The organism is Bradyrhizobium sp. Kon37, assembly GCF_055807535.1.
This window is the reverse complement of record NZ_JBVVOY010000030.1, coordinates 53,337-69,684: the sequence shown is the minus strand read 5'-3', so window position 1 is coordinate 69,684 and position 16,348 is coordinate 53,337. Positions and strand designations below refer to the sequence as shown.

The window sequence follows — 16,348 nt, the reverse complement described above, 5'->3', positions numbered from 1 at the left end:
ATCGGCGAAGTGCTGCGGCTTGCCGAGGACGGCATGGAAGAAAACCCCGTCAATCTCGACCCCCGCATGGCCAAGCTCGCCGGCGGCGTCCACCGTCTCGACGGCCAGCTCATGGTCGTCCTCGACGTCGATCGCGTCCTCGAGCTCAAGACCGAAGTGCAAATGGCTGCGTGAGCCCCGAAAACATCGAAGCCGGAGAACCGAAATGAAGACGTGTTTGGTGGTCGATGATTCCAGCGTCGTGCGCAAGATCGCACGCCGGATCCTGGAAGGCCTGGAATTCGAAGTCACGGAGGCCGAGGACGGCTCCAAGGCGCTCGAGGTCTGTCAGCACAAGCTGCCCGACGCTGTGCTGCTGGACTGGAACATGCCGGTGATGGACGGCTTCGAGTTCATGGGCCACATGCGCCGACTGCCCGGCGGCGACCAGCCCAAGGTCGTGTTCTGCACGACCGAAAACAACGTGGCTCATATAGCTCAGGCGCTCAGCGGCGGCGCCAACGAGTACATCATGAAGCCCTTCGACAAAGACATCATCGCCGACAAATTCGCTGAAGTCGGCTTGATCCCGGTCGGACAAGCCATGGTCTGAGTTATCTGGCGGAGTGTTCCGGCCAGAGTGTTCCCAGTACAGCTTCCGAGAGGCCTATCAGTGACCCCGACCGAGTATGAGTATCTGCGTAAGTTCCTAAGGGATCATTCCGGGCTCGATCTGTCCGCAGACAAGCAATATCTGATTGAAAGCCGGCTGTTGCCGCTGGCGCGCAAGGCCGGGATCTCCGGCATCGGCGAGCTCGTGCAGAAGCTGCAAGGCGCTGGCTCGGGCGCGCTCGTCACCAGCGTGGTCGAGGCGATGACCACCAACGAGACCTTCTTCTTTCGCGACAAGGTCCCGTTCGATCATTTCCGTGAGACCATCATGCCGGAGATCATCAAGGCGCGCGCCGGCCGCCGCAGCGTGCGCATCTGGTGCGCCGCCGGCTCGACCGGGCAGGAGCCCTACTCGCTGGCGATGAGCCTGAAGGAGATGGGGGCGGCCCTGACCGGCTGGCGCGTCGAGATCATCGCGACCGACCTGTCGCAGGAGGTGCTCGAGAAGGCCAAGGCCGGCATCTACAGCCAGTTCGAAGTGCAGCGTGGCTTGCCGATTCAGATGCTGATGAAATATTTCAAGCAGGCCGGCGAGACCTGGCAGATCAATCCCGAACTGCGGGCGATGATCCAGCACCGGCAGCTCAATCTGCTGCACGATTTCGCTCAGCTCGGCACCTTCGACGTCATCTTCTGCCGCAACGTGCTGATCTATTTCGACCAGGACACCAAGATCAACATCTTCAACCGCCTGGCTCGCCAGATCGAGGGAGACGGCTTCCTGGTGCTGGGCGCGGCCGAAACGGTGGTCGGACTGACCGATACGTTCAAGCCGATTCCGGAGAAGCGCGGTCTCTACAAGCCGAACGACCCGCGTGCCGCGGCCGCCAAGCCGGCTCTTGCCGGCGCTGCGCCGCGCGTAGCGGTCATGGCAGGACGATAGGCATGGCCGAGGATGGCAAGGGCGCGGAACGCGTGACGTTCAGTCGCGGCTATGATGTCTGCATCATGGCCATCGACGGCACTTGGCGCCGCGACTGCAAGCTCAACGCGATCTCCGACACCGACGCCGTCCTGACGGTCGAAGGCTCGATTCAGGGCCTGAACCTCAAAGAGTTCTTCCTGCTGCTGTCGTCCACCGGCCTTGCCTACCGCCGCTGCGAACTGGTGCGCGTCAACGGCGTCGAAATGGACATCCAATTCCTGCGTGGCAAGAACCGGAAGAAGCGGGCCGCCGGTGGCCGTGACGAGGCGGCGTGATCTTCACCTGGTCTCGTCGCCGTTTTCCGCGAGCTTGGTTCACATTTGCTGAAACAACCGACTGAATTTGCCGTCGCGGCTTTACGTCGCCTCAGCGCGAACCGTGTATCCATTGCCGGTCTCAATCTCAGGATACCGCAATGCCCAGAAGCTCTTTCTCACCTCTCCCGTCAAACCTGCCCGACGGCGCCGAGCGGCGTGCACTTCAGCTTCTGGTGGTCGATGACGACGCCACGCAGCGCAGCCTGATCACGGTCGCGGCCAAGCAGGCCGGCCACGAAGTCACCGTGGCGCCGTCCGTGGCCGAAGCGATCGAAAAGCTCCGCGCCGCGCGCTTCGACTGCGTGACACTCGATCTCGTGCTGGAGGATGGCGACGGTGTGGACGTACTGGGCGAGATGGCGAAGGCGAAATTTGGCGGCGCCGTGATCGTCATCAGCGGCATGGACGGCAAGCGCCGCAGCGCCGCCCGCAGCTTCGCCCGTTCCGTCGGGATCGAGCTCCAGAGCCTGCCCAAGCCGCTGGATCTCGCCGCGTTGCGCATCAGCCTCGCCAATCTTGGCAAGACCGCGATGGGCCTGCCGGCGATCCACACCTGGGGTGGTGTCGCCACCGACGCGATCGTGGAGCGGCACCGCGCCTGAGCCGCCATGCGATGAAAGAATGCGGTCGCCGCGTCGCCGCGATCGCGACCTGCACCGTGCTGCGGGCCTCCGACAGGCATTCCAGGGCGTGGCCAAGGCCAGACCGGCAGGCGTCGAGCGCGTCGATCGCCGTGGCATACCGCGGTGTGACATCGTGGAGCACGAAGACGTCGGGGGAACCTTCCGGATCGCTCCCGTGTTCTTGATCCATGGCTGTGGCGGTCCGGCGCATGCTGGTCTCGATCTGCGAGATCAGCATGCGAAGGTCAGCCGCAATCAGCTTACGGCTCTCGACCTCGGGCATTGCCACGAGGGGCGGCATAGCGGCCAAATTAGCATGGATATTCTCCGTCCCCTGCAATTAGGCGCCTCGCCGCTACTTGTGCGTTAAGTCCATGTCCCGTACAAATACGGTGGGCCGAATCCGCGCCGAACGCCATAACGGTTGGGGCGGACGCGAGTCCTTCATGCCAACCGGATGTGTGGCACATGGCCGAACAAAGCTCTCGCGGTGAAATCTTCGTGGTCGACGACGACGCTGCGGTTCGCGACACCTTGTCGATGGTGTTGAAGGCGGCGGGCTATGAGGTGATCTGTTTTGCGGACGGTGCAGCATTGCTCTCCGTCGCGCGAAGCCGCACACCTGCAGCGGTCCTGCTCGACGTGCACATTCCCGGAAAATCGGGCCTCGATATTCTCAATGAGCTGCACGGCGAGGACTATCCGGCACCGATCTTCATGATCTCCGGACAGGGCGATATCGCGATGGCGGTGGGAGCCATCAAGAGCGGCGCGCTCGACTTCATCGAGAAGCCGTTCCGCGGCAGCGAGATCGTCGGCCGGCTCGACGAGGCGATCGGTGCCTATGCACGCAGGCAGTCGGAGAACGCGGCGCCGAAGTTCGGCTCGCTGCATTTCCCCGGGCGCGAGCCGTTGACGCGCAGGGAGCGGGAGGTGCTCGAGCAGTTCGCCGCCGGCGCCTCCAACAAGGAGGCCGGCCGCACGCTCGGCATCAGCCCGCGCACCATCGAGGACCATCGCGCCAACATCATGAAGAAGCTTGGCGCGCGCAATGCCGCCGATCTGATCCGGATCGTAATGACCGCGGCCCAGCGCGCGTCGTAAATTCCGTGGGTGACATGTCGTAGCCCGGATGAGCGAAGCGACATCCGGGACTTGGCTCGGAGTGTTCCCGGGTATCGCTTCGCTCGCCCGGGCTACGGGCTCTCACCCGGCCCGACGCGCTATCAACTGCTCAACGCCTTGCGGATGGTCCGGGCCAGATCCGATTTGCGATAGGGCTTCGCCAGCAGCAGAACGCCCGAATCCAGCCGGCCGTGATGGATGATCGCGTTCTCGGTATAGCCGGACGTGTAGAGCACCCGGAGATCGGGACGCGTTCTCTGCAGTTCGTCGGCGAGCTGACGTCCGTTCATCTTGCCGGGCATGATGACGTCGGTGAACAGGAGGTCGAACGGCTTTCCGGCGGCGACGATTGCGAGCGCCTCCGCGGCGTTCGCAGCCTGCAAGGTGACGTAACCGAGCGAATGCAGCTGCGCCAGCACGTAGTCGCGCACCAGCCGGTCGTCCTCGACCACAAGGATCGTCTCGTGTCCGCCCTCAATGCTCGCCGGCGTCACGCTGTCGCCGACCAACGTCGGCGTCTTGCCGGGCGGCAGATACATCTTGATCGTGGTGCCGTGGTCTTCCTCGCTGTAGATCTTGATATGGCCCGCGGACTGCTTGATGAAGCCGTAGACCATCGAAAGCCCGAGTCCGGTGCCCTTGCCCGGTCCCTTCGAGGTGAAGAAGGGGTCGAACACCCTGGCCAGCATGTTGGCGGGAATTCCGCTGCCGGTGTCGCTCACGGCAATCATCACGTAGTGACCCGGCGGGACGTCGTTGACGCTGGCATAGACCTCGTCGAGATAGGCCGCGCCCGTCTCCACGATCAGCTTGCCGCCACCGGGCATGGCATCGCGGGCATTGAGCGCGAGGTTGAGGATCGCGGTGGTGAGCTGGCTGGGATCGACGATCGCGACGCAGTTCTCGTCCTCGAACACCGATTCGATATGGATCTGCTCGCCCAGCGTCGGCCGCAACAGTTTCGCGGTGTCGATGATCAGCGCGTTGACGTCGATTTCGCGCGGCTGGAGCGGCTGCTTGCGCGCAAACGCCAGCAGGTGCTGCGTCAGCTCGGCGCCACGCCCGGCGGCCTCGTCGATCATCTTCGTGATCGCGGCGAGCTCCGGCTCCTTGGCCACCGCATCGGCCAGGATCTCGATCGTCCCGGTGATGACGGTGAGGATGTTGTTGAAGTCGTGCGCCACGCCGCCGGTGAGCTGGCCGACCGCCTCCATCTTCTCGGCCTGACGGATGCGCTCGTCGGCCGCGATCTTGTCGGTCAGGTCGCGGTAAAACGAGTTGAAGAGGACACCTTCGCGTCGCCGGAGCGCCGTGACGCTGAGCTCGGCCCTGAATTCCTTGCCGTCGCGCCGCCGTACCAAAAGTTCGCGCCGTGGATTGGCCAGCGATTGCTGCTCGGACTCGAGAAAGAGCTGCAGTCTGGCCCTGACGCTTTCGCGCTCACTGGGGGCGACGAAAAGCTCGATCGCATTCTTGCCGATTGCTTCCTCACGCGTCCATCCGAAGAGCTTCTCGGCTTGCGAGTTCCAACTCAGGATGGCACCGGCCTGGTCGGTCTGGGTGAAAGCGTCGAGCGAGGTCTCGACGATGTTGCGCGCAAGCTGTTCGCTCTCCCGCAAGGACTCCTGTGCAAGCCTCGCCTCCGTCATGTCGCGGCCGACAAAGAAGTAGCGCTGGGCATGGTCGGACCAGCTGCCGAGCCAGGAGAGCCAGACCTCGCGACCGTCCTTGTGGAAGCAGCGGGTGTCGGCAAGCTTCAGCCGCTCGCCGCGCCTGAGCGCGCGCATCTCGTCGCGCGACTGGTCGAGATGGCCGGGATGAATGAAATCGGCGCCGCTGCGGCCGATCATTTGCTCCGGCCGGTAGCCGATAATGGCCTCGCTGCTCGGACTCATCTGCGCGATGTGGCCGCGCGCGTCCATCACCATGATCAGATCCTGAGAGGTCTCGAAGATCTGCCGCCGTTCCTCGAGCTGCTGCTGCAGCGCCCGCTCGGCCCGCCGCGCCTCGGTCAGACTGCGCGCGGTGCCGGAGGCGCCGATGATCTCGCCCGACGGGCCCCTGATCGGCGACAGGCTGAGTGAGATTTCGACCGGCGCGCCATCCTTGCGCAGGCGCACCGTCTCGAAGCGTTCGATCGCTTCACCTCGGGCGAGCCGCTGCAAATAGTCCTTGCCTTGCTCGCGTCGGTCGGGCGGGACGATGATCGAGGTGGATTTCCCGATCGCCTCATCCGCCGAATAGCCGTAGAGGCGTTCGGCGGCGGCATTCCAGCCGGTGATGACGGCGTCGAGCGATTGCATCACGATCGCGTCGTCGGAGGATTCGACGGCGGCGCTGAACAAGCGCTCGCGCGCTTCATGATGGCTTCGCGCGGCCTCGGTGCGGCGATGCTCCTCGATCTCGCGTTCAAGAGCGGCTGTCTTCGCTCTCGTTTCTTCGACCATCTGGGCAAATGCCCGCGCCAGCACGCCTGTCTCTCCGCTCGCATCGACGGGAATATCGGCGCGCCGTCCGCTGCCGATCGCCTCCACCGCTGCGGTCAAGCGCCCGATCGGCCGTGTCAATGAGCGCGCCAGCAGCACCGCAAGCAAAGCCGCGGCAAGCACGGCAAGCAGCCCGACCAGCGAGGAGGTTTTTTGAATGGCCGCCGGAACGCGGCTGAACACGGATGCGGGGGCGGTCTCGATGATAGCCAACCACTCCTTGCCGGCCAGCAGCGCCGGTGCGATCGCCGCTCCACTCGGCCGGCCAGACCGGTCGCTCGTAAGCTGCGTGGATCCTTGCGGCTGGCCGGCCCGGGCTGCAAAGAAAGGAAAGTCCCGGCGCCAATCGTTGGCGTTGCCGTGCAACGTACCGAATTCCCGCGCGCGATCCGGATGAACCAGATAGTCCCCACGCGAATTCACGACATAGATGTCTCCTCCTGCGCTCGCGGTCGAACGAACGCGGTCGAGCGCGGGGCGCATGTCGATATTGGCGATGATGATGCCGAACGGCTTGCTATCAGGCGTGAACAGCGGCGTCGCGACGCGCAACGTCGGAATGTGAGGGTCCGTGGTTCCTCCCTGCCGGGTGGCGAGATCGATGGGCGAAACATAGATGTCGCCCGGCGCCAGTCGAATCGTCTCCTGGAAGTAGGTTCGTTCGCTCTTGCGTTCGAGTTCGCCGTTGGGAACAATCCGTGCTGCTCCGTTCGGGCCGGCGCGATCGACGCGGACCAGTTCGCGCTGGTCGTCGTCAAGGCCGATGATTCGAAATTGCCCGTAGCTCGGTTTCGCGTCGATCTCGGCTGCGAACCGCGTTGCGATACGCTCGCGCCAGGTTTGCTCCGAAACGCCGTCGACGGCATCGATGCCTCCACCGATGTGGGCGCGGATCAGCCCATTGATGGCAGCGGCGGAGCGATAACCGAGCAGATCGCCACGAGCACCGGCAACGTAGGATTCGAGATGGGTGGCCAGCAGGCTCGACTGGGCTTCAATCCGTTCCAGGACCCGCGGAATGACGGCCTGGGTGATATTGCGATAGCCGAGCCAGCCGACTGCGGCCACGGTGACCGCCACCAGCAGGATCATCGCGATAGCGAGCCGCGTAGCGAGCGTCATGGCGAAATTTGCACCGCGTCCTGAATGGCGCCCGTGTTCGGTTGGAACAGAATGAAGGTTCTTGTCATCGGCGGCCGGTGCTGACATCCGGATTCCTCACCGATGCCGTCCGCGCCGCGTCCAGGCAGCCGGCGACCGCGGCGAGCAGCGCGTCGGCCCGGAACGGCTTCTGCAGGCTCGCCACCGCGCCGAGCTTGGTCGCCATCTTGAGGAAGTCCGGCTCCGCATGGGCGTCCGGGGTGAACGAACGGCCGGAAATGACGACGATCGGAATCGCCGGCCGCAGCGCCCGGATGTGGCGCATCGTCTCCAGGCCGTCCATGCCGGGCATGAAGATGTCGAGAAACAGCAGGTCGAACTGGCCGGCCTCGAACAGCGCAAGTCCCTTGCGGCCGTCTCCGGCGACGGTGATGTGATGACCGGCCCTCTCCAGGAGCAGCCGAATCGTCATCTGCACGGCCGGGTCGTCATCCACGATCAGGATGTTGGCCACGTCTGGTATCCTCCGGGCCGGATGGGGTTTCCCAGCGACCGCAAATCAAACCATCAACTCTGAAATTGTTGCGCGGATTGCATCCGGCCTGCAAGCACTTCGCCATCGATCCGACGATTGCTCGCGAAAGGCGAATCGGCTCCGTCAACTTATGCACGGTGACGTGCACAAGTGCTCGCGACGACCGCGCGCCATAGGCTTAGTCAGTCAAATATTCCGGATAGTGGCTCCGGATCGTATCGAGCTCGCTCAGCGTGCCCGACAGGTGCTTGCGCAAATGCTGTTGCGCAGCATCGGCGTCTCCGGCCTCGATCGCGCGTGTGATCAGCTTGTGGTGGCGGACGATGTTCTGGGCCTTGCCCGGTGAGGGCAGATGCAGCCGGCGCAGCCGGTCGATATGTCCGCTGCGGCTGCGCACCAGCGTCCAGAGTTCCTGCTTGCCGGCCGCGGCATAAAGCTGCGCGTGAAAATCATTGTCGCCGGCGATGAAGCTCTCGAAGTCACCGGCCTTGGCGAATTGCTGCTGGAGCGCGATCGTATGGTCGAGGCGGGTGACCAGAGCGTCGTCATGTTGCTCCGCGAGCAGCCGGACGATTTCGAGTTCCAGTGCCTGGCGCAGGAAATGGGCCTGCTCGGCCCGACCGACGTCGACACGGCTGACGACGGTGGCGTGCTGCGGAAACACGTCGACCAGACCTTCTTCCTCCAGCCGCATCAGGGCGTCGCGGATCGGCGTCGAGCTGACGCCGAATTGCGCGGCGAGATCCGTGCGCGACAGCGGCGAGCCCGGCGGCAGTTCGAGCGCGAGAATGGCGTTGCGCAGCCGCTCGAACACTTGCGGTGCGGCCTGCCGAGCCCGGTCGAGCCGCGTACCGGGGCGGGCAGCGCCGCGGGATGCGGGGTGGGCTGTTTCCATGCGAAGGGCTCCGGCCGGCCTTGCCTTTGATGCACTAATGCATTAGTGCATCAGTAAGATCGCTCGTCAATGGCGGCCGGAGGAAACGAACAACAATGATCAAGCAATTGCAGTGTGGCCTCACGGCAGTCGCCCTGATCGCCGCCACGGCGCTGACGGTTTCGTCCGCGAAGGCGCAGCAAAAATCCGAGATCTCGCTGTCGCGCCAGCCCGGCATTTTCTACATGCCGAGCCACATCATGGAAAAGCAGAAGCTGATCGAGAAGCACGCAGCTCAGCTCGGGGTGGCCGGTGTCACCACCAAATGGGTCACCTTCTCCGGCGGCGGTGCGCAGACCGATGCACTGCTCGCGGGCGGCGTCGACATTCTCAACACCGGCACCGGCAATCTTTTGCTGCTGTGGGATCGCACCCGCGGTGGCGTCAAGGGCATCGTCGCGACGTCGGCGCAGCCGATGACGCTGATCAGCCGCGACGCCAACATCAAGTCGATCAGGGATTTCGGCCCCAGCGACAAGATCGCCGTGCCGACGGTGAAAGTCTCGACCCAGGCGATCGTGCTCCAGATCGCCGCCGCCGAGGCTTTTGGTGCCGACCAATGGTCGAAGCTGGACGTCAACACGGTGCAGCTCGGCCATCCCGACGCCTATGCGGCGCTGTCCAATTCCAAGCACGAGGTGCACACCCATTTCTCAATTCCGCCGTTCACTTTCCTCGAGCTGAAGAACGTGCCGGGCGCGCATGTCGTGTTGTCGTCGCCTGACGTGATGGGCGGCCCGCTCAGCCAGGCGCAGTTCTTCACCACCACGAAGTTCGCCGATGCCAACCCGAAAATCATCCAGGCCGTGCGCGACGCGACCAAGGAAGCGCAGGATCTGATCCGCAGCGACACCAGACAGGCGGTCGAGATCTACAAGGAGATCACCGGCGACAAGACCTCGGTGGAAGAGCTGCTCGATCTCCTGAAGGAGCCCGGCATGATGGAGTGGAATCTCGAGCCGCAGGGCACGATGAAATTCGCCGCGCATCTGTTCAAGACCGGGACGCTGAAGACTCAGCCCAAGGCCTGGACCGACTACTATCTCCCCGTCGCCCACGACCTGAAGGGCAACTGATGGCGCTGCTCGACGTCAGCTCCGTGACGCTGCGTTACAAGACCTCCAGCGCCGTCGTCACCGCCACGGAAAGGGTCAGCTTCACCGTCGACAGGTCCGATCGCTTCGTGCTGCTCGGGCCGTCCGGCTGCGGCAAGTCGACCCTGCTCAAGGCCGTTGGCGGCTACATGGCGCCGAGCGAAGGCCGCATGACCATCAACGACCGCGAGATCCACGGTCCCGGCGCCGATCGCATGATGATCTTCCAGGAGTTCGACCAGCTGCTGCCCTGGAAGAGCGTGCTGGCCAACGTGATGTTTCCGCTGCTGACCGCGCGAAAATTGTCGCGCAAGGACGCCGAAGTGCGGGCGCGGGCCTATATCGAGAAGGTGGGCCTTACCCGCGTCGTCGATGCCTATCCGCACACGCTCTCCGGCGGCATGAAGCAGCGCGTCGCGATTGCGCGCGGCATGGCGATGGAGCCCGACATCCTGCTGATGGACGAGCCGTTCGCCGCGCTCGACGCGCTGACGCGCCGGACCTGTCAGGACGAGCTGCTCCAGCTCTGGAGCGAGACCAAATTCACCGTGCTGTTCGTGACCCACTCGATTGCGGAAGCGATCCGCATCGGCAACCGCATCCTGCTGCTGTCGCCGCATCCCGGCCGCGTCAAGGCCGAGGTGGTCGACGTCGACAAGGTTTCCAATGAGGACGGCAGTGCGGGCCGGCTCGAGAAGGAGATTCACGATCTCCTGTTCGCCTCCGAAGCAACGGCGCATTGAGGGAGCCTCTCATGGGCGAAGCCAGAATCCTGCTGCGTGAGGCGCCGGTCGCCGGCAGCGCAGCCGAAGTCGAGCGCAAGCTGAGCGTGCTCGAGCTGTTGTGGAACGACGGTTTCGTTCGCAAGACCGTCATCATCCTGTTCCTCGCGGCGGTCTGGGAGGCCTACGGCCTTACCCTCGACAATCCCCTGCTGTTTCCGACGCTGCACGACACGATCCTCACGATGTACGATCGCGTCAAGGACGGCACGATTCCCATGCGGGCATGGGCTTCGCTGAAAGTACTCTTCATGGGCTATTCGGCCGGCATCGCGCTGGCCGCGATCTTCACCGTGCTCGCGATCTCGACCCGCATCGGCACCGATTTCCTCGAGACCGTCACGGCGATGTTCAATCCGCTGCCGGCGATCGCGCTGCTGCCGCTGGCTCTGATCTGGTTCGGTCTCGGCAACGGCAGTCTGGTGTTTGTGCTGATCCATTCGGTGCTGTGGCCGGTCGCGCTCAACACCCATTCCGGCTTCAAGAGCGTGTCCAACACGCTGCGCATGGTCGGTCGCAATTACGGCCTGCGCGGATTGCCTTACGTGGCGAAAATCCTCATCCCCGCGGCGTTCGGCTCGATCCTGACCGGCCTCAAGATCGGCTGGGCCTTTGCCTGGCGCACGCTGATCGCCGCCGAGCTGGTGTTCGGCGTATCGTCCGGGCAGGGCGGGCTCGGCTGGTTCATCTTCGAAAACCGCAACCTGCTCGACATACCTGCGGTCTTCGCCGGCCTCTTGACGGTGATCATCATCGGGCTTTTTGTCGAGAACCTGATCTTCCGCGCCATCGAGCGGAACACCGTGCAGAAATGGGGCACCCAATCATGACCAAGAAGAAACTAACGCCCGACCAGCTCCGCAGCGCGCGCTGGTTCGCACCCGACGATCTCCGCTCGTTCGGCCACCGCTCCCGCACCATGCAGATGGGCTACGCGCCGGAGGAGTGGAAGGACCGCCCGATGATCGCGATCCTCAACACCTGGTCGGACGCGCAGCCCTGCCACATGCACTTCAAGTCGCGCGTCGACGACGTCAAGCGCGGCATCCTGATGGCCGGCGGCCTGCCGCTGGAGCTGCCGGCGCTGTCGCTGTCGGAATCGCTGCTCAAGCCGACCACCATGCTCTATCGCAATCTGCTGGCGATGGATACCGAGGAACTCTTGCGCAGCCATCCCGTCGACGGCGTGGTGCTGATGGGCGGCTGCGACAAGACCACGCCGGCGCTGCTGCTGGGCGCCACCTCGATGAACATTCCGGCGATCTATCTGCCGGCAGGTCCGATGCTGCGCGGCAATTGGAAGGGCAAGACGCTCGGCTCGGGTTCAGACGGCTGGAAATACTGGGACGAGCGCCGCGCCGGAAAAATCTCCGACAAGGACTGGCTCGACATCGAAGCCGGCATTGCCCGCAGCTACGGCACCTGCATGACCATGGGCACGGCTTCCACCATGACCGCGATCGCGGAGGCGATCGGCATGACGCTGCCGGGCGCCTCCTCGATTCCCGCCGCCGATGCCAATCATATCCGCATGGCCTCCGAATGCGGCCGCCGCATCGTCGAGATGGTCTGGGAAGATCTGACGCCGAAGACGATCCAGACCCGCAAGGCGTTCGAGAACGCGATCGCCGTGGCGATGGCGATGGGCTGTTCGACCAATGCGATCATCCATCTGATCGCGCAGGCTCGCCGCGCCGGTCTCGACATCGGCCTCGACGATTTCGAGATTGCGAGCCGCAAGGTGCCGGTCATCGCCAATGTGCGGCCGAGCGGCGATGCCTACCTGATGGAGGACTTCTTCTATGCCGGCGGCTTGCCGGCATTGATGGGCCAGATCAAGCCGCATCTGCATCTCGACTGCATCACCGTCACCGGCAAGACCGTGGGCGAGAACATCGATGGCGCCGAGGTTCACAACGACGACGTGATCCGCTCGATCGACAATCCCATCTACAAGGAAGGCGCGCTCGCCGTGCTCAAGGGCAATCTCGCGCCCGACGGCTGCGTCATAAAACCCTCCGCCTGTGCGCCGCGCTTCCTCAAGCATACCGGGCCTGCGCTGGTGTTCGACGACTATCCGTCGATGAAGAAGGCGGTCGACGATCCGGATCTCGACGTCACCGAAGACCACATTCTCATCTTGCGCAATGCGGGGCCGCAGGGCGGACCGGGCATGCCGGAATGGGGCATGCTGCCGATCCCGACCAAGCTCGTGAAGCAGGGCGTCCGCGACATGGTGCGGATCTCCGATGCGCGCATGAGCGGCACCAGCTACGGCGCCTGCATTCTGCACGTCGCTCCTGAGTCTTATGTCGGCGGACCGCTGGCGCTGGTGCGGAACGGCGACCGCATCACACTCGACGTCGCCGCGCGTACCATCAATCTTGATGTGTCGGACACCGAGCTCGACAAGCGCCGCGCCGCCTGGAAGCAGCCCGAGCGCCGCTTCGAACGCGGCTATGGCTGGATGTTCACCAAGCACATCAAGCAGGCCAATGACGGCTGCGACTTCGACTTCCTCGAGACCGATTTCGGCGCACCGATCGGCGAGCCGTCGATTTACTAGAGAGCGTGACATGACCAAACTTACCGAAGCCACCCGCAACAAGCTCAAATCCGTTTCCACCGCCACCGTCGCCACCGCGTTGTTCAAGCGCGGCCTGCGCATCCAGATGATCCAGGATGTGCACCCGCTCAGTGCCGGTCAGCCGACCATGGTCGGGGAAGCCTTCACGCTGCGCTATATGCCGGCGCGCGAGGATCTCAACACCATCGAGGTCTTCAAGGACCGTTCCCATCCGCAGCGCAAGGCGGTCGAGGATTGCCCGCCAGGCAGCGTGCTGGTGATGGACAGCCGCAAGGACGCGCGAGCAGCTTCAGCCGGCGCGATCCTGGTCACGCGCTTGATGAAGCGCGGTGTCGCCGGTGTCGTCACTGACGGCGGTTTTCGCGACTCGGCCGAGATCGCCAAGCTGGGTATCCCCGCCTACCACCACCGCCCGAGCGCACCGACCAATCTGACGCTGCATCACGCCATCGAGATCAACGTTCCCATTGGCTGCGGCGACGCGCCGGTGTTTCCAGGCGACGTCATTCTCGGCGACAGCGACGGCGTGATCGTGATCCCCGCGCATCTCGCCGAGGAGATCGCCAACGAGACCTTCGAGATGACCGCGTTCGAGGACTTCGTCACCGAGGAAGTCAACAAGGGCCGCGGCATTTTCGGTCTCTATCCGGCGACCGATCCGCAGACGCTGACCGATTTCGCCGCATGGCGGAAGGCGAACGGAAGGTAAAGGGCGACAACTCGTCCCATAACCTCCGCCGTCGTCCCGGCGAATGCCAGGACCCATTACCCCAGGGAGTAGTTTCGCGAAGACCCGCAGTCGTCGTGCTTTCGCGCGGTAGTGACACCGAGCTTCGTCGGATAGATCACGCGGTATGGGTCCCGGCCTTCGCCGGGACGACGCTGGGCCTACACCCCCGCCTCCGCCATCCCTGCCGCCCACAGCGCGAACGCATACACGATCGCGACTTCATCGAGCCGGTTGAAGCGTCCCGAGGCGCCGCCGTGGCCGGCGCCCATGTTGGTGCGGAGCAGGACCGGGCCGCCGCCACTCATGGTCGCGCGCAGGCGCGCGATCCATTTGGCGGGCTCCCAGTAGGTGACGCGCGGATCGGTCAGGCCGCCCATCGCCAGGATCGCCGGATAGTCCTTTGCCGCGACGTTGTCGTAGGGCGAATACGACAGGATCGTGCGGAAATCCTTTTCGCTCTCGATCGGGTTGCCCCATTCCGGCCATTCCGGCGGCGTCAGCGGCAGCGCGTCGTCGAGCATGGTGTTGAGCACGTCGACGAACGGAACTTCGGCGACGATGCCGGCGAACAATTCGCCCGCGCGGTTCGCCACCGCGCCCATCAGCATGCCGCCGGCCGAGCCGCCGTGGCCGACGATGCGCTTTGCGCTGGTGTAGTTCGTATCGATCAGTGCGCGGGCGCTGGCAGAGAAGTCGTCGAACGAATTGGTCTTCTTCTCGCGCTTGCCGTCGAGGTACCAGCCCCAGCCCTTGTCGGCGCCGCCGCGGATATGGGCGATGGCATAGACGAAGCCGCGATCGACCAGCGACAGCCGGTTGGCGCTGAACGAGGCCGGCATCGCCATGCCGTATGAGCCGTAGCCGTAGAGCAGCAGCGGCGCCGCGCCGTCGAGCGTGAGCCCGCGGCGATGGAGGATCGAGACCGGCACCTCGGCGCCGTCCTGCGCCTTTGCCATGATGCGCGTCGTGACGTAGTCGGCCGCATTGTGGCCAGACGGAATCTCCTGCCGCTTGCGCAGGGTGCGCGTGCGCTTGACCATGTCGTAATCGTAGACTTCCGACGGCGTCGTCATCGACGAATAGGCGAAGCGTAAATTCGTCGTCTCGAATTCGTAGGAGTCCATCGTGTCCAGCGAATAGGCCGCCTCATCGAAGGCGATGGCGTGCTCTTCCTTGCTCGTGAGGTCGCGGATCACGATGGACGGCAGCGCATTGGCGCGCTCCAGCCGCACCATGTGGCCGGCATAAAGATCGAGATCGATGATGTAGATGCCCGGGCGATACGGGATCAGATCGCGCCAGTTCTTGCGCTCGGGTGAGCTGAGAGGCGCGGTGACGATCTTGAAGTCGATGGCATCGTCGGCGTTGGTCAGGATGAAGAGTTCGTCGCCACGGTCGGCGAGCGAATATTGCACGCCCTCTTCGCGTGCCGCGACGAGGCGCGGCGGCGCGTCGGGATGGGCGAGGTCGATCAGCCGCTGCTCGGAAGTCTCGTGGTCGCCGCCCGCGATCACGCAGAAGCGGCCGCTGGTGCTCTCCTGCAGATGGGTGAACCAGCCGGAATCCTGCTCTTCGTAGACCAGCGTGTCGTCGACCTGCCGAGTGCCGAGTTTATGCCGCCACACCTGCATCGGGCGGTGATTGTCGTCGAGCTTCACGTAGAAGAACGACGTTGCGTCTTTGCTCCAGACCACGCCGCCGTCGGTCTCCTCGACGACGTCGTCAAGGTCCTTTCCGGTCGACCAGTCGCGCACGCGGATGGAGAAATACTCCGAGCCCTTGGTGTCGGCGCTCCAGGCCTGCAGCCTGTGGTCGTTCGAGTGCCGGCTGCCGCCGAATTTGAAGTATTCATGGCCTTTGGCCAGCGCATCGCCGTCGAGCACGATGTGGCCCTCGCCGCCATCGCGCGGCATACGGCCGAACAGCTCGTGCTGACCGCCTTCGCGGAATTTTCGGAAATAGGCGAAGGGACCATCCGGCGACGGCACGCTGGAATCGTCCTCCTTGATCCGTCCGCGCATCTCGCGCACCAGCGTCTTTTGAAGCGATGAGGTGTGCCCGAGCAGGCTCTCGGTGTAGCCATTTTCTGCGTCGAGATATTTGCGGATGTCGGGATCGAGCACTGCGGGGTCGCGCAGCACCTCCTGCCACTTCTCGTCCTTCAGCCAGGCATAGTCGTCGGTCACGGTGATCCCGTGCCGAGTGAAGGAATGCGGCCGGCGCGGGGCGACGGGGGGCTGGGAAGGTGTTTTGGCTTGTGTCACTCGATCCTCATCATGTCACGTTCGCGCGCGGCTTCTTCTTCACCTCGCCCCGCTTGCGGAGAGAGGTCGGATTGCATCGAAGATGCAATCCGGGTGAGGGGGGCTCTCCGCGAGTCTCGCTGTCACCGTCCTCGTGGAGACTCCCCCTCACCCCAACCCTCTCCCCGCAGGCGGGGAGAGGGAGAAGATGGAGG

Annotated in this window: 14 protein-coding genes and 1 pseudogene; 11 read left to right on the top strand and 4 right to left on the bottom strand. The window is 64.2% G+C overall.

Features of this window, described 5'->3' with window-relative positions; translation table 11 throughout:
- The 6 genes and pseudogenes from AC0L3J_RS33190 to AC0L3J_RS33165 form a co-directional block, all read left to right on the top strand.
- Positions 1-174, top strand: a pseudogene (locus tag AC0L3J_RS33190) (chemotaxis protein CheW); the annotation flags it as partial.
- A gap of 31 nt (positions 175-205) precedes the next feature.
- A complete protein-coding gene (locus tag AC0L3J_RS33185) occupies positions 206-592 on the top strand; it encodes a response regulator (protein WP_007598955.1) in 387 nt (128 codons plus the stop codon).
- 60 nt (positions 593-652) lie between these two features.
- The gene (locus AC0L3J_RS33180) at positions 653-1,534 is read left to right on the top strand and encodes a CheR family methyltransferase (RefSeq protein ID WP_473349867.1); all 882 of its coding nucleotides are present in this window, start codon (positions 653-655) and stop codon (positions 1,532-1,534) included.
- 2 nt (positions 1,535-1,536) lie between these two features.
- A complete protein-coding gene (locus tag AC0L3J_RS33175; RefSeq protein WP_027568375.1) occupies positions 1,537-1,851 on the top strand; it encodes a hypothetical protein in 315 nt (104 codons plus the stop codon).
- Between the two features lie 140 nt (positions 1,852-1,991).
- Positions 1,992-2,495, top strand: a complete 504-nt coding sequence (locus tag AC0L3J_RS33170) for a response regulator (protein WP_473294941.1) — start codon at positions 1,992-1,994, stop codon at positions 2,493-2,495.
- Positions 2,496-2,984: 489 nt separating this feature from the next.
- Positions 2,985-3,620, top strand: coding sequence for a response regulator transcription factor (locus tag AC0L3J_RS33165; protein ID WP_007604420.1), 636 nt, complete (start codon positions 2,985-2,987; stop codon positions 3,618-3,620).
- Positions 3,621-3,742: 122 nt separating this feature from the next.
- On the opposite strand, the gene AC0L3J_RS33160 is transcribed toward AC0L3J_RS33165, so the two are convergent.
- The 3 genes from AC0L3J_RS33160 to AC0L3J_RS33150 all read right to left on the bottom strand — a co-directional run bounded on the left by AC0L3J_RS33160 (position 3,743) and on the right by AC0L3J_RS33150 (position 8,658).
- Positions 3,743-7,336 carry a PAS domain S-box protein gene (locus tag AC0L3J_RS33160; RefSeq protein WP_473349866.1) on the bottom strand — a complete coding sequence of 1,198 codons (3,594 nt, stop codon included), beginning with the start codon at positions 7,334-7,336 and terminating at the stop codon, positions 3,743-3,745.
- The gene (locus AC0L3J_RS33155; protein ID WP_473349865.1) at positions 7,314-7,742 is read right to left on the bottom strand and encodes a response regulator; all 429 of its coding nucleotides are present in this window, start codon (positions 7,740-7,742) and stop codon (positions 7,314-7,316) included. Before AC0L3J_RS33155 ends, AC0L3J_RS33160 begins: the two co-directional genes overlap by 23 nt.
- 199 nt (positions 7,743-7,941) lie before the next feature.
- Positions 7,942-8,658, bottom strand: coding sequence for a GntR family transcriptional regulator (locus tag AC0L3J_RS33150; protein ID WP_473349864.1), 717 nt, complete (start codon positions 8,656-8,658; stop codon positions 7,942-7,944).
- A 95-nt stretch (positions 8,659-8,753) separates the two neighbouring features.
- Between AC0L3J_RS33150 and AC0L3J_RS33145 the strand changes: the two genes are divergently transcribed.
- Genes AC0L3J_RS33145 through AC0L3J_RS33125 form a run of 5 tightly spaced genes read left to right on the top strand, consistent with a single transcriptional unit; the run spans position 8,754 to position 13,869 of the window.
- Positions 8,754-9,773 carry an ABC transporter substrate-binding protein gene (locus AC0L3J_RS33145; RefSeq protein ID WP_473349863.1) on the top strand — a complete coding sequence of 340 codons (1,020 nt, stop codon included), beginning with the start codon at positions 8,754-8,756 and terminating at the stop codon, positions 9,771-9,773.
- Positions 9,773-10,534, top strand: a complete 762-nt coding sequence (locus AC0L3J_RS33140; RefSeq protein WP_473349862.1) for an ABC transporter ATP-binding protein — start codon at positions 9,773-9,775, stop codon at positions 10,532-10,534. The genes AC0L3J_RS33145 and AC0L3J_RS33140 overlap by 1 nt, the downstream gene beginning before the upstream one ends.
- An 11-nt stretch (positions 10,535-10,545) precedes the next feature.
- Positions 10,546-11,403: an ABC transporter permease gene (locus AC0L3J_RS33135; protein WP_473349861.1), complete on the top strand. Its 858-nt coding sequence runs from the start codon at positions 10,546-10,548 to the stop codon at positions 11,401-11,403.
- Positions 11,400-13,139: an L-arabinonate dehydratase gene (gene araD, locus AC0L3J_RS33130; protein ID WP_473349860.1), complete on the top strand. Its 1,740-nt coding sequence runs from the start codon at positions 11,400-11,402 to the stop codon at positions 13,137-13,139. Before AC0L3J_RS33135 ends, araD begins: the two co-directional genes overlap by 4 nt.
- A gap of 10 nt (positions 13,140-13,149) precedes the next feature.
- Positions 13,150-13,869, top strand: coding sequence for a ribonuclease activity regulator RraA (locus AC0L3J_RS33125; RefSeq protein ID WP_473349859.1), 720 nt, complete (start codon positions 13,150-13,152; stop codon positions 13,867-13,869).
- 179 nt (positions 13,870-14,048) lie between these two features.
- On the opposite strand, the gene AC0L3J_RS33120 is transcribed toward AC0L3J_RS33125, so the two are convergent.
- Positions 14,049-16,154, bottom strand: coding sequence for a S9 family peptidase (locus tag AC0L3J_RS33120; RefSeq protein WP_473349858.1), 2,106 nt, complete (start codon positions 16,152-16,154; stop codon positions 14,049-14,051).
- Positions 16,155-16,348 lie beyond the last annotated feature (194 nt).

What these genes read in the sequence shown, in the direction of transcription:
- araD (WP_473349860.1), top strand. Translation starts at nt 11,400, where the DNA reads ATGACCAAGAAGAAACTAACGCCCGACCAGCTCCGCAGCGCGCGCTGG.
- AC0L3J_RS33165 (WP_007604420.1), top strand. Translation starts at nt 2,985, where the DNA reads ATGGCCGAACAAAGCTCTCGCGGTGAAATCTTCGTGGTCGACGACGAC.
- AC0L3J_RS33140 (WP_473349862.1), top strand. Translation starts at nt 9,773, where the DNA reads ATGGCGCTGCTCGACGTCAGCTCCGTGACGCTGCGTTACAAGACCTCC.
- AC0L3J_RS33185 (WP_007598955.1), top strand. Translation starts at nt 206, where the DNA reads ATGAAGACGTGTTTGGTGGTCGATGATTCCAGCGTCGTGCGCAAGATC.
- AC0L3J_RS33170 (WP_473294941.1), top strand. Translation starts at nt 1,992, where the DNA reads ATGCCCAGAAGCTCTTTCTCACCTCTCCCGTCAAACCTGCCCGACGGC.
- AC0L3J_RS33150 (WP_473349864.1), bottom strand. Translation starts at nt 8,658, where the DNA reads ATGGAAACAGCCCACCCCGCATCCCGCGGCGCTGCCCGCCCCGGTACG.
- AC0L3J_RS33135 (WP_473349861.1), top strand. Translation starts at nt 10,546, where the DNA reads ATGGGCGAAGCCAGAATCCTGCTGCGTGAGGCGCCGGTCGCCGGCAGC.
- AC0L3J_RS33145 (WP_473349863.1), top strand. Translation starts at nt 8,754, where the DNA reads ATGATCAAGCAATTGCAGTGTGGCCTCACGGCAGTCGCCCTGATCGCC.
- AC0L3J_RS33175 (WP_027568375.1), top strand. Translation starts at nt 1,537, where the DNA reads ATGGCCGAGGATGGCAAGGGCGCGGAACGCGTGACGTTCAGTCGCGGC.
- AC0L3J_RS33160 (WP_473349866.1), bottom strand. Translation starts at nt 7,336, where the DNA reads ATGTCAGCACCGGCCGCCGATGACAAGAACCTTCATTCTGTTCCAACC.
- AC0L3J_RS33125 (WP_473349859.1), top strand. Translation starts at nt 13,150, where the DNA reads ATGACCAAACTTACCGAAGCCACCCGCAACAAGCTCAAATCCGTTTCC.